This window comes from Rhodoplanes elegans (assembly GCF_016653355.1).
Taxonomy (GTDB): domain Bacteria; phylum Pseudomonadota; class Alphaproteobacteria; order Rhizobiales; family Xanthobacteraceae; genus Rhodoplanes; species Rhodoplanes elegans.
In genome coordinates this window covers 16,796-29,221 of the sequence record NZ_NHSK01000033.1, presented here as the reverse complement: position 1 = coordinate 29,221, position 12,426 = coordinate 16,796, and the positions used below count along the sequence as shown (strand labels likewise).

General features: G+C 70.1%; 12 protein-coding genes. 1 reads left to right on the top strand and 11 read right to left on the bottom strand.

What is annotated here, in order from left to right:
- From CCR97_RS02255 to CCR97_RS02205, 11 genes are all read right to left on the bottom strand, one after another.
- Positions 1-335 (bottom strand): DUF2201 family putative metallopeptidase (locus tag CCR97_RS02255; protein ID WP_420826051.1); only part of this gene is annotated, 335 nt, incomplete at its 3' end.
- A gap of 92 nt (positions 336-427) precedes the next feature.
- Complete coding sequence (locus CCR97_RS02250) at positions 428-1,549, bottom strand: AAA family ATPase (RefSeq protein ID WP_111359965.1); 1,122 nt, start codon at positions 1,547-1,549, stop codon at positions 428-430.
- A 16-nt stretch (positions 1,550-1,565) separates the two neighbouring features.
- Complete coding sequence (locus tag CCR97_RS02245; RefSeq protein ID WP_111359966.1) at positions 1,566-2,627, bottom strand: hypothetical protein; 1,062 nt, start codon at positions 2,625-2,627, stop codon at positions 1,566-1,568.
- 197 nt (positions 2,628-2,824) lie between these two features.
- Positions 2,825-3,370 carry an RBBP9/YdeN family alpha/beta hydrolase gene (locus CCR97_RS02240; RefSeq protein ID WP_338049049.1) on the bottom strand — a complete coding sequence of 182 codons (546 nt, stop codon included), beginning with the start codon at positions 3,368-3,370 and terminating at the stop codon, positions 2,825-2,827.
- Between the two features lie 103 nt (positions 3,371-3,473).
- Entirely contained in the window at positions 3,474-4,367 is an 894-nt protein-coding gene (gene citG, locus CCR97_RS02235) for a triphosphoribosyl-dephospho-CoA synthase CitG (protein WP_201159268.1), read from the bottom strand.
- 118 nt (positions 4,368-4,485) lie between these two features.
- Positions 4,486-5,055, bottom strand: a complete 570-nt coding sequence (gene citX, locus CCR97_RS02230; RefSeq protein ID WP_111356944.1) for a citrate lyase holo-[acyl-carrier protein] synthase — start codon at positions 5,053-5,055, stop codon at positions 4,486-4,488.
- Entirely contained in the window at positions 5,052-6,572 is a 1,521-nt protein-coding gene (citF, locus tag CCR97_RS02225; RefSeq protein WP_111356945.1) for a citrate lyase subunit alpha, read from the bottom strand. Before citF ends, citX begins: the two co-directional genes overlap by 4 nt.
- A 14-nt stretch (positions 6,573-6,586) precedes the next feature.
- Positions 6,587-7,459 carry a citrate (pro-3S)-lyase subunit beta gene (citE, locus tag CCR97_RS02220; protein ID WP_111356946.1) on the bottom strand — a complete coding sequence of 291 codons (873 nt, stop codon included), beginning with the start codon at positions 7,457-7,459 and terminating at the stop codon, positions 6,587-6,589.
- Complete coding sequence (gene citD, locus CCR97_RS02215; RefSeq protein ID WP_111356947.1) at positions 7,456-7,749, bottom strand: citrate lyase acyl carrier protein; 294 nt, start codon at positions 7,747-7,749, stop codon at positions 7,456-7,458. Before citD ends, citE begins: the two co-directional genes overlap by 4 nt.
- Before the next feature lie 66 nt (positions 7,750-7,815).
- Positions 7,816-8,856, bottom strand: a complete 1,041-nt coding sequence (citC, locus tag CCR97_RS02210) for a [citrate (pro-3S)-lyase] ligase (RefSeq protein ID WP_111356948.1) — start codon at positions 8,854-8,856, stop codon at positions 7,816-7,818.
- Between the two features lie 110 nt (positions 8,857-8,966).
- Positions 8,967-10,328 carry a 2-hydroxycarboxylate transporter family protein gene (locus CCR97_RS02205; RefSeq protein WP_111356949.1) on the bottom strand — a complete coding sequence of 454 codons (1,362 nt, stop codon included), beginning with the start codon at positions 10,326-10,328 and terminating at the stop codon, positions 8,967-8,969.
- Between the two features lie 425 nt (positions 10,329-10,753).
- Here CCR97_RS02205 and CCR97_RS02200 point away from each other — a divergent pair, with 425 nt between their 5' ends.
- Complete coding sequence (locus tag CCR97_RS02200; RefSeq protein ID WP_111356950.1) at positions 10,754-12,424, top strand: ATP-binding protein; 1,671 nt, start codon at positions 10,754-10,756, stop codon at positions 12,422-12,424.
- Positions 12,425-12,426: the final 2 nt, after the last annotated feature.

Here is a 12,426-nt window from a genome sequence, read left to right as displayed (position 1 = left end):
TCGAGCGTCACGGCGCCGGGCGGCAGCTCCAGCCAGGCGAGATGATCGAGCGTGCTGTTGACGATCGCGTCGGCGCAGATCGTGAACAGCTCGAGATCGACGTCGCCGACGAGCCGCTGCAGGTCGACGAAGCGCTGCGGATGGCGCAGCGCGATGTGCAGCACCTCGTGAGCGACGAGTCCCGTCTGCTGCGCAAGCGGCAGGCTCGCGAAGTCGGCGCCGTAGAAGACCGCGTCACCATCGGTGTGGACGACGGGCGCCGGGCTGTTGGCGGGCAGATCGTGATGCCGCACCCACAGCGCGAGACCGCCGGTCGACGGCGCGAACTCCACCATGCGCTGGATCGCGCGCGTGCCGCGATGTTCGTAAAGCGCCGGCGCGTCGGCCGGGACGGCGTCAGACGGAGCCGCGCCCGACGGAGCCGCCGTCATCGGCCCGTGCCGTCGCGGCGCCGCTCGTCCTCGCGGCGCGCGTCGTAGCGTGCGTAAGCTTCGCTCGTGAGGATCGCCCCTTCGGTGCCGTCGGCGAGCGCCTTCTGCATCAAAAGCTCCATGGCGAGCGTCTGGGCCTCGCGGATCGGCAACGGCACCGGCCCGCGGATGTCGGGAAGCTGCTCGACGATGGCGACGGCGCGGGCCATCGCGACGGCGTCGGTCGCCGCGGCCAAGAGCCCGTAGATCAGCCCGTAGAGCCCATCGAGCGTCTTCGGCAGCAGCGCCGCCGTCTCGGCGCCGGGCGCGGCGGCGAGCAGGCGAACCACGTCGGCGCCCGCGGAAATCTCGCGCAGCACGCCGAAGAACTCGGCCGCGTTGGCGGCGCCGATGCGACCCTGCACGAACAGCCGTCGGCCCGCCTCGGAGAGGCCGGACTTCAGCACGTTGGAGATGTCCTCCCAGCCGCGCGGGCTGGCGCCGACCAGATGGTCGGCGGCGAGCTGCGCCTGGGTGTCGTCGAGCTTGTCGGGCCGGACCTTCAGATAGGCCATCACCTCGGGGGCGAAGCGATGCTCGATCGCATAGGCCAGGAAGGCGTCGATGACGGTCTGGATGTTGAAGTGGAACATGCGGTCGGCGAGCGCCGTGCCCATGTCGTGGCTGACCGCCCCGTGAAAACTCGCATTGCCGGCGGCGACGACCAGCCAGCCGTCCGGCAGGCGATAGTTTCCGACGCGGCGGTCGAGGATCAGCGAATAGGCCGAGATCTGGAGCCGCTGGTCCGCCGCCGTCAGCTCGTCGAGGAACAGGATGCCGTCCGGCTGGTCGGCGCCGGGCAGGAACTCGGGCGGGAACCACACGGTCTTCGCCAGCGTGTCGTCGGCGAAGATGGCGCCACGGATGTCGACCGGCTCGATCGTCGTGAGCCGCAGGTCGACCAGTGGCACACCGTAATGCGCCGCGACCTGACGGACGATCGACGATTTCCCGACGCCGCGCGTGCCCCACAGCATCGAAGCACGCCGCCGCAGCATGGGGTCGGCGTATTGCTCGATCAGCGCCGCCTTGGCGGCGGCGATCGAGACCGGCGGAAGGTTCAGCGGATTGCCGTGCATGGTGTGGACCGCCCGCTCAGCCGCGCGACGCCTCGGGCGCGGTCGACGCCGCGGCGCCGTCGCGGCCGGTGCCTGCGGCCGTTCCCGCCCCGGGCCGCCAGGTCGCCGTCGCGGAAGCGCGCGGCAGCGGCGGGATCTCGATGCGCGGGATCTCGCGGAAGCAGAAGAAGGCGACGAGCATCAGAGGCGGCGCATGGAACAGCGCCATCCACAGGCCGGAGTTCTGGTCGAGGTCGAGCTTGGAGAGGAACAGCGTGCCGATCAGCAGGAGCAGGCTGACGAGCAGCGGCACGGCGCGACGCAGCACCACGCCCCAGCGGGCCCGATAGAGCCGGGCGTGGAACCGGCTCGGCGGCTCGGCGAGGGTGCGGGCGAGATGCGCCGCGGTCGTCGTGAGCGCCGCCTCGGCGGCGCGGCTGCGACCCGGCTCGCGTCCGTGCGGCTTCAGGGTACCGATCCATTTGTTCCCGTTGCGCCGCAGCGTCGACCAGTCGGTGCCGAGCACGGCGAGCAGATCCTCGGTGAGGTCGAGCCGGCCACCGTCGACGGTCGTGATCTCGAGGTCGGCGAGATAGCGCCGCAGCGCCGGCATCTTCAGCGTCAGCACCACGTCGCCGAGAACACCGTCACCGAGCCGGGCGACGCCGTCGGTGAGCACCAGCGTGTCCGCCGCGCGGTCGCTCGGATCGAGGCGCCAGCTCATGCCCACGACCCAGCCGGGGCCGGTGCGGATGTGCCGCTCCGGCGCGACGGCATCGAGCCGGTCGAGCAGCGCATCGAGATCGCGGCCTTCGGTCTCGAGCCGCGCCGTGACGCCGGCCGGATCGTCGAGCACCCGGGCGAGACGCCACGGTGCCTCGGCGGTCTCGGGAGCGTCGAGCACGATGGTGATGCGTTCGCCGGAACGGTCCGCGGGCGGCGTCGGCGTATCGGTGTCCTCCGCACCCGGCGCGGGGGGCTGCGGCACGAACACCAGGCGACGCGCCTGTCGGTCGCTCGCGACCGTGTCGAGCCGAAGGCCGCGCCGCGTGAACGGCGCGACGAGGCGCAGGATCTCGTGATGGGTCATCGGTGTCATGCGCGCACCACCACCCCGACCAATTCCGTCCCGATCGATAGCGCCGCGATCGACATCGTCCCGATCCGCCCGACGCTCCCCGGAGGAACGCACGACGTCCCGGTTCGGATACGCGGCCGACGGGGCGCCGGATCACGCCCGGGTGGAAACGCGAGCCCTCGGATGCGGGCGTCATCGCCCGTCGCCGCACCGGACCGTCACCCGGGCGAATAGCGCACCATGCCGGTGAGGGCGGCGAGCAGGTCGAGCCCGTGCGGCCACGGGCCGAACCCGGCCTCGGCGTTGATGTGGCCGGCCTCGCCGAGATCGGCCGGCACGGCGCTCCAGGTCCGGATCCAGTGCTCGGCGCGCGAGAAGCGCATCACCGGGTCGTTGTGGCTGACCACCACCAGGGCCGGCACGCCGAGCGGCCCGTCGGGTACCCGCTCCTCCGCCTCGAAGCGGCTCGGCTCGGCCGGGGCGACGAGCATCAGCCCGGCGACCTGCGGATGGCGGTCCCCGGCGACGCAGGCGGCCGCCAGCGCGCCGAGCGAGTGGCCGATCAGCACGGCCGGCCGACGACGCTCGCCGAGCAGGCGCAGGATGGCGGCGATCCACAGCTCGATATCGGGGTCGTCCCACCGCTTCTGGGCGATGCGCTGAAAGATCGGGAGGCCGTCCTGCCAGAGGCTCTGCCAATGATCGGGACCCGAATCCTTGAATCCCGGCACGAGCACGAGATCGAGGCGACTCGCGGCCTGCACGAGAATGTCCCGGGTGCCTCCCGAGAGGAACGCGATCATCTCCGAAGGCCTTGATCCGTCGGGCGGACGCCCGCCCGGACAATAGGCGGGCCGGGCGACCGCTTCAATACGAGCGCAGCGCCGGGCCGCTGCGCAGGACCCGGGGGAGCCGATGCAGCGTCCAGGTGACGGCGAGCAGGTCGGCGCTGCCACCCGGGCTGAGATTCCTGGCGATGAAGGCGTCGTCCAGCGCCTCCATGCGGGCGACGAAATCGGGCGCCGCGACGCCGCCGGCCCGTTCGACCCGCGCCGCCTCGGCGCGGGCGAAGCGCAACCCCGCGATGCCGCCGCGGGCCGCCAGGTTGGTGTCGGCGTTGCGGGCGAGGAGATGCAGGAAGGCGGCGGCGAGTGCCGTGTCCGCGTCGCGGCCATCGGCGAGCGCGCGGGCGAGCACCGGCAGGGCGCCGTGCCGCACCGTGGCGAAGCCGGACTGCGCCTCGCCCCGCGCGCCGGTGAGGCCGTGCGCCTGAAACAGCCGCTCGCCGGCGGTGCGCGGCTCGCCGGGCCGGCGCAGCTCGCGGGCCACGATGCCGGCGGCGATGCGGGCGACCTCGTCGCAGACCGCGTCGGCGTCGATCGGATCCGCGGCCGGATCACCGGAGGCCCACAGGCGGCCGACCGCGGTGAGCAGCAGCCCAAAGGCAAAAATGCTGCCCTTGTGGGTGTTGACGCCGCCGGTCGCGCAAAGCATCGCGCGCTCGCAGGCGAGGCCGGCGGGACGCGCCAGCGCGAGCACGGCATCGGCCGGCACGGCGGCACATTCGATGCCGAGCATCACGAAGTCGGCAAGGCCGGGGCACAGCGCCGCCGCCGAGCGCTCGAAGGTCGCGACGTCCATGTCGCGATGCGAGCCGGTGTTGCGGCGATCGACCAAGCCGGGCTTCGGCGTCAGCCACACCTCGCGCAGCAGCGCCTCGACGACGAGATCCGTGAGCGAGCCGGCGAGGCGAGAGGCCATTTCTGCGCTCGTCCCCGCGAAGGCGGGGACCCAGGGGCCACACCCCTGGGCACTGGATCCCCGCTTCCGCGGGGATGAGCGGAATTCGACGGCACCGGCCTGTTCACCAGGCATCATATCATTCGACCGGAAGGCAGAGCCAGGCATCGATCCTCTCCTCCATCGCGGTCAGCAGCGCATCGAGCGGATGCGCACGCGAGCGGGCGCAGGCATGCGCCGGAGCGTCGCAGACGAGGCAACGCCGCGGCGGCAGGCCGAGGTCGCGGCGCGACACCGCCCGGTCGCCGGGCGCGGCGACGTCGAGGTCCCACAGGCGGCCGAGCGGATGCAGCTCCTCCAGCTCGACCAGCGCCCGCTTGAGGGCGCGCGGATCGGCCGCAACCGCGATCAGCGCCTCCGGCCCGGTCGGGCCGCTCTCGGCGGCGAGCGTCGTCGCGGAAAAGCCGCGGGCGGCGAACAGCCGATCGAGTGCGTCGCGCGCGGCGGTCGCCGTCGTGCGGCTCAGCTCGCAATCCTTCACCGGCCCCGGCATCACCACCGAGAGCGTGACGAGCGCCCGGTCGGGCAAGGCGAAGGCGTCGCGACGGCGGGCGACGCGGCGCTCGCGCGCCGCCAGCATCGCCTCGATCGTCACGGCCGGACCGGCCCGACGATCGTCCGCCGCGAGAGCCTTCGCGTCGCGCGTCATCCCTTCACCTGACGCACCACGTCGATCACCGAGCCGTCGCGGTAACGGATGATCCCGACGACCTTGTCGAGGAACTCGATCGGCTGCGGCTTGCCGGTCAGCGCACAGGCGCGGGCGTAGAGGTCCTCGATCGTGGTGACCGGCAGGCCGGCCGCCTTCAGCCGCTCGGCGACCTCGGGCCGGCGCGGATTGACGGCGATGCCGTGATCCGTGACCAGCACGCCGATCGTCTCGCCGGGCGTCACCACGGTGGTGCAGCGCTCGACCACGGTCGGGATGCGCGAGCGGATCAGCGGGCCGACGACGATCGGCAGGTTGGCGCCGGCCGCCGTGTCGGAGTGTCCGCCGGAGGCGCCGCGCATGACGCCGTCCGAGCCCGTGATCACGTTGACGTTGAAGTCGAGGTCGATCTCCAGCGCCGACAGGATCACCATGTCGACCTGATCGACCGAGGCGGCCTTGGCGGTCAGATTGGCGTAGTAGTTGGTCGAGATCTCCAGGTGCTCGGGGTTCTTGCCGAGCGAGGCGGCGGCGACCGCGTCGAAGCTCTGGGTGTCGAGAATGCGGCCGACGAGGCCCTTCTCGTGCAAGTCGACGATCGAGCCGGTGATGCCGCCGAGCGCGAAGCCCGCCTTGATGCCCTTGCGGCGCATCTTCTGCTCGAGGAAGCGGGCCGTGGCGGTGGCCGAACCGCCGGTGCCGGTCTGCATCGAGAAGCCGTCTTCGAAACAGCCGGCGTGCTCCATCACGTCGGCGGCCCAGCGCGCGATCAACAGTTCGCGCGGGTTCGACGTGATGCGCGCCGCGCCGACCGAGATCTTGGCCGGATCGCCGATCTGGTCGACCTTGACGACGAGATCGACCTGATCCTGACGGATCGAGGCCGGGGCGTTGGGATAGGCCACGATCTCCTCGGCGAGCAGGATCACGGTCCTGGCGCGGGCGGCGTCGACCATGGCGTAGCCGAGCGAGCCGCAGCGCGACTTGCCCGACACCGCGTTGGCGTTGCCGAACGGATCGGCCGTGGAGACGCCGAGGAAGGCGACGTCGATCGCGATCTCGCCGCGGTCCATCAGATGAACCCGGCCGCCATGCGAATGGATGTTGATCGGCTCGTCCATCAGGCCGTTGGAGATCGCCTCGGCGAGCTTGCCGCGCATGCCGGACGTGAAGATCCGCCGGATCACGCCGGACTTGATGTGCTCGATCAACGGCGTGTTGCACGACAGCAGCGACGACGGCGCGAGCGTGAGATCGCGAAATCCCATCTCGGCGAGCTTGGCGACGACGAAGTTGATCGTCTGATCGCCTTCGCGGAAGGCGTGGTGGAACGAGATGGTCATCCCGTTCTTCAGGCCGGAGGCGCGGATCGCGTCCTCGAGCGACTTCGCCAACTTGCGGCCGTGCTTTTCCTCGCGATCGGCGAGCCAGGGCGCGGCGGCGGCGACGCCGCCGAAGAGCGGGACGCCGGTCGGCGGGGCGAAACCGGCGAGGCGGTTCTGGATGGTGTGGGTCATGGCTTCGTCCTCGCTCACTGCCGGACGCCGGAGGCCGCGGCGCGTTGCAGCACCACGCGCGCGTGCTGGATCACCGGGGCATCGATCATCTTGCCGTTCAGCGAGACGACGCCGAGGCCCTGCTGTTCGCCCTTCTCGGCGGCGGCGACGACGCGGCGGGCGTAGTCGACCTCCTCCTGGGTCGGCGCGAAGGCGTTGTGCAGGAGCTCGATCTGGCGCGGATTGATCAGCGACTTGCCGTTGAAGCCGAGCTTCCTGATCAGCTCGACCTCCTTGAGGAACCCGTCGTCGTCGTTGACGTCGGAGTAGACCACGTCGAAGGCGTCGATCTTGGCGAAGCGGGCGGCGTGCAGGACGGCACAGCGCGCGTAGAACAGCTCGGTGCCGTCGCCGCGCTCGGTCTGCATGTCCATCACGTAGTCGAAGCCGGCGAGCGCGATGCCGACCAGCCGCTTCGAGGCGGTAGCGATGGCGACCGCGTTGACGACGCCGGACGCGCTCTCGATCGCCGCCATCAGCTTGGTCGACCCGACCTCGCGCCCACAGGCGCGCTCGATGCGCTCGACCTCGGCCTCCAGCGCGTGGACGTCGTCGGCCGTGTCGGTCTTCGGCAGCCGCACGACATCGACGCCGGCCCGCACCACGGCTTCGAGATCCTTCAGTCCGAAGGGCGTCGACAGCGGGTTGATGCGTACCGCCGTCTCCATGGTCCGGTAGACCGGCATCTGGAGCGCATGGAACACCAGGAGGCGCGCCGAATCCTTCTCGCGCAGCGAGACGGCGTCCTCGAGATCGAACATGATGGTGTCCGGCTTGAAGACGAACGCCGTCGACAGCATCGCGGCGTTGGCGCCCGGCAGGAACAGCATGCTGCGGCGAAGCGTCATGACAGGGCACTCCAGTCGGCGGTCCATTCGTCGACGGCGCGCGACACCGCCGTCTGGACGCGGGCCGCGATCACGCAGTCGAGCGCGCCCTTGTCCTCGATCATCACGAGGCCTTCCTCGATGCCGAGCTTGGCCAGGCAGTCGCGCACGACCGCCTCGATCTGGGCGCCGAACTGATGAACCACCTCGCTCTGCAGCACGACGGCGAGCTCGCCCTCGCGCGGCGATATCCTGACCATCAGGTCGCTCGACTCGAGCGTCCCGGCCAGGGCCTCTCTCACGATCTTCATGCGGTGTCCTTTCGGCTTTGCGCGCCGTCGGCAAACCTTCGGCGGGGGAGCACCCTCGGCGGGCGCTCAGGCGGCGGAGGTTCGCGGCGCGCGATACTTGGTTTCCAGGAGCTGAAGGGTGGCGGGCGGCACGAGCCGCCGGATGTGGGCGAAGTCGCCGGCGGCGAGCAGCCGGCGCACCTCGGAGGCGGAGATCGGCGTCGCGTCGCATTCGGTGCGCGCGATCTCGACCATCTCGACCGGCGGGCTCGGCGACACGTCGCCCATCAGCCACTGCCGCATGTCGGCGTTGTACTTGAAGGTGGTCGGGCAGAACGGCTCCGTCCCGACGAAGCGGTGCGTGATGCCGAGCGCCGGAGCGATGTGCTCGCGGAAGATCAGCAGGTCGATCGCCGTGCAGCAGTTCTCGACCAGCCCCTTCTCCTTGAGGAAATAGGCCGAGAAGGTGGCGCGCGACACCATGTATTCGGAGCCGTGATGCAGCGTGGTGCGCGGGATGTCGGCGATGCCGGCGGCGACCAGGGCGTAGCGATCCCGGTAGGAGATCAGCGAGACGTCCTCGGCGACGACGAAGACGTGCAGCCAGTCGCAGGCCGCGGCGGCCTCTTCGACCAGATAACGATGCCCGCGCGTGAACGGGTTGGCGTTCATCACCACGGCGCCGATTTTCGCGCCCGGCCGGCGTAGCCGCTTCAGGCGATCGCAGTAGGTACGAATCCCGATGGGCGTGTTCTCCATCAGGGCGACGAGGTCCGGCACCTCGGCGAGCAGATAGAAGCCGCAGGCGCGGAAGAAGTCGACGCAGTCGGGCTTCGTGTAGAGGAAAAGGTGGCTGTGGCCGCGCTCGTGGGCCACGTGGCTGATCTCGGTCAGCAGGGTCAGACCGAGCGATTCGCCGCGAAGCTGAGGCGTGATCGCCGCACACTTCACGATGTTCTTCTCGAGCCCGGCACACGCGACGAGTGCATTGCCGCGCCGGAACACCACGAAAGCCTGGACGCCGGCTTCGTAATCCAGCCCGCAGGTGGCGAGGAAGGCCCGGATGTCCTCGCGCTCGTCCGGCTCGCGGGCCGGGTCGACCGTGTAGGACTGCAGCTCGGCGGTCATCGCATTCACTCTCGATCGAGCGGGTGGTGCCGCCGCATTGCGGCGAAACTCCGTGTCCCGCTCGGGAGAATCGGCGCACCGCACGGAGCGGCGCGCCGATTCGGGCCTCCTCAGACGATCTGCGCCAGGAAGATCAGCACCAGCGTGACAGTGATAGCACCACCGATGCGCGTGGCGATCTGCGCAAACGGCATCAGAACCATGCGGTTCGCCGCCGTGAGGATGGCGACGTCGCCGGTGCCGCCCTGCCCGGAGTGGCAGGCGTTCACGATCGCCGACTCGATCGGGTACATGCCGATCCGCTTGCCGACGAAGAAGCCGGTCGCCATCAGGGTCACCACGGTCGAGACGATGATGGCCAGGTGGGTGAAGTTGAAGGCGGCGACCAGCTTGTCCCAGGGGGTGATCGAGACGCCGACCGCGAACAGGAGCGGGAACGTCACGGCGACCTGGAAGAACTTGTAAACCACGCCGGCGCCCGACTGCAGCTTGGGCGACACCAGCCGGCCGAGCTTGATCGCGACGGCGAGGAACAGCATGGCGACCGGGCCGGGCAGCCCGGTGAGCTTGTAGACCAGCATGCCGAGCAGATAGAACGTGCAGGCAGTGATCAGCGCGCCGGCGACGACGCCGGGGCCGATGGTCGAGGGATCGACCCGCTCCTCGGTCGCCGCGACGTCGTTCGCGACGCCCGGCTGGAGCTGGCCCTCGCCGGTGAGGTGCGGATAGCGCTTGCCGATCGTGTTGAGCGCGCCCGAGAGCAGGATCGCGGTGAGGCTGCCGAGCATCACGCAGGGCAGCACGGTGGCGAACATCTCGCCCTGCGGCTGGTGCAGGATCTCGGAGTAGCCGATCGACAGCGGGATGGCGCCCTCGCCGACGCCGCCGGCCATGATCGGCACGACGATGAAGAAGAAGGTCTCGTAGGCCGACTTGCCGAGCGCGACGCCGACCAGGGTGCCGACGATGCCGGCCGCGACCGAGCCGATCGCCAGCGGGATGAAGATCTTCAGGAAGCCCTTGATCAATACCTGCCGGTCCATCGCGAAGATCGAGCCGACGATGATGCAGGCGATGAACAGATAGAGGAACTGGGTCTGCTTCGAGAACTCGGTGGTGACCCGCACCACCTCGGCCGGAAGCAGATGATAGAAGGCCAGCGCCGAGGGGATGAAGGTGGCGAAGATCGCCGCCGCGCCGACCTTGTTGAGGATCGGCATGCGCTTGCCGAGCTCGCCGCAGGCGAAGCCGCCCACCGACAGCATGCCGATCGCCATGGTGATCTCGCCGGACAGCTTTCCGATATACGAGTAGTAGCCGATGATGCCGACCAGCGCGACGAAGATCGGCAGCGGCACCACGCCGATATTGGTGTCGACGATCTTCCACCACTGGCGCAGCCAGGTGCCGCGCGGCTTCGCCCGATCGACCGCGGCCATCTCGGGCAGCGATCCTTCCAACTGCAACGTCATGACATCCTCCAAACGACCGCGATTCTCACGGGATCGAGCTGCCCGCTCGTGCCGGTCCGACCAGATCGGGACCTGACACGAGGACTTCCGACGACGCCCGAACACTCGGACGCGGACTACTCCGCAATCGCCGTGCCACCGCGCGAGGGATTCCCAAGTGGTTAAGACGACGTGATAATTTCCGGCGCCTCCGGATGTCTGCGGACCTCGGTCGGGACGGTCCTTCGGATCGTTCCGAGGGCCGATTTCCGAGATTCCGGAAATCTGCGCGGTCGCAGTCGTTCGCGCGGAGACGCGCCGGCCGCACGCGGATGCGTAGAACTCGGGATGGCGTCGATCTTCGCCGCAGGGCAGCACGTCGACGGCGCGGCCTGTCCTCGCGATGATCAGAACGACGCGGCCCGCGTCACCCCCGGAGATTCGCCTTGAGCCTCTTGTCTCACGTCACGATCCGCGCCCGCCTGATCCTCGCCATGGCGCTGTCGCTCCTGCTGCTCGTCGCGATCGGCCTGTCCTCGCTCGATGCGCTCGCCACCGTCGACCGCGCCACCAGGGACCTCTACGCCCGCTGGCTGCCGGCCGTGCACGATCTCTCCGAGATCAAGTACGTGATGGCGAGCCACCGGCTCCGCTTCATCCGCGCCATTCTCACGCCGGAGCTGGAGGAGCGCGCTCTGGTCTTCGACGCGGCCGAGCAGCGGCGCAGCGACGTCGCCGCGCTCAGCCGCGCCTTCTCGTCGCGTCTCTCCGATCCGGTCGAGACGCAGCGCTTCGCCGACGCGATGGCGGCCTGGGACGTCTATCTGAGCGAGGAACGCCTGATCCGCGAGGGCCTCTCGAGCCGTTCGCCGGGCGAGATCGCGGCGCTCGTCAACGGCCCGTCGCGGCTCGCCTTCGACGCCGTCTACGCGGCGATCAACCGGGCGATCGCGTTCTACAGCAGCGGCGCCGACCGCTCCGGCGCCGATGCTGTCGCCACGTTCCGGCAGGCGATGCGACTGAACCTGACGCTGTTCGTCTTCGCGCTGGTGCTGATGGCCGGCTTCGTCGTGATCGTCGTCCGCTCGATCGGCCGGCCGATCGAGCAGATCACCGAGACGATGCGGCGTCTCGCCGAGGGCGACCGCACCGTGTCGGTCGCCGGCCTCGAGGGCACCAACGAGATCGGCCGGATGGCGGCCGCCGTCGACGTGTTCCGCAACTACCTGATCGAGCGCGACGCGGCGCGCGCGGCGCTGGAGCGCGCCTACGAGGACCTCGAGGGGAAGGTCGAGGCGCGCAGCTCGGAGCTGCGGGTGGCGAACGCCGCCCTCAAGGCCGAGGTCGACGAGCGCGACAAGGCGAACCGCCAGCTCAAGTCGATGCAGGAGGAGCTGATCCGCACCGAGAACCTCGCCGTGATCGGTCAGCTCTCCGCCGGCATCGCCCACGAGCTGAACCAGCCGCTCGCGGCACTCGCCACGCTGTCGCAGAACTCGGTCCGCTTCCTCGACCTCGGCGACGAGGCGACCGTGCGCGAGAATCTCGACCGCATCGTCCGCCTCGTCGACCGCATGGGCATCCTCACCAGCCGGCTGCGCTCCTTCGCGCGGCGCACCGGCGCCGAGCGCGAGGTGATCGATCTCGGCCGCTCGGTCGAGAACGCGCTCGCGCTGCTCGGCCACCGGCACGACCGCGAGCACATGCGCATCGTGCTCGATCCGTCGGAGGCGCCGGTCCTGGTCCACGCCAACGCGGTCCGGGTCGAGCAGATCCTCGTCAACCTGATCTCGAACGCCTTCGACGCGACCCGCGGCGTCACCGACGCCGTCGCCGTGATCGCCTGGAGGGCAGCGGGCGGATGCGCCGCCCTCACCGTGACGGACAACGGCCCGGGCTTCGCGCCCGACATCCTCACCCGCATCTTCGAGCCGTTCTTCACCACCAAGTCGAAGAGCGGCGGCGGGCTCGGTCTCGGCCTCGCCATCTCGGCCGACATCGCCCGCGTCTACGGCGGCTCGCTGACCGCGAGCGACGCGCCGCAGGGCGGCGCCGTGTTCACGCTGACGCTGCCGCTCGCCGACGCCGCGGGCGGAACGGAGGCGAGCGTCGGGTGAGG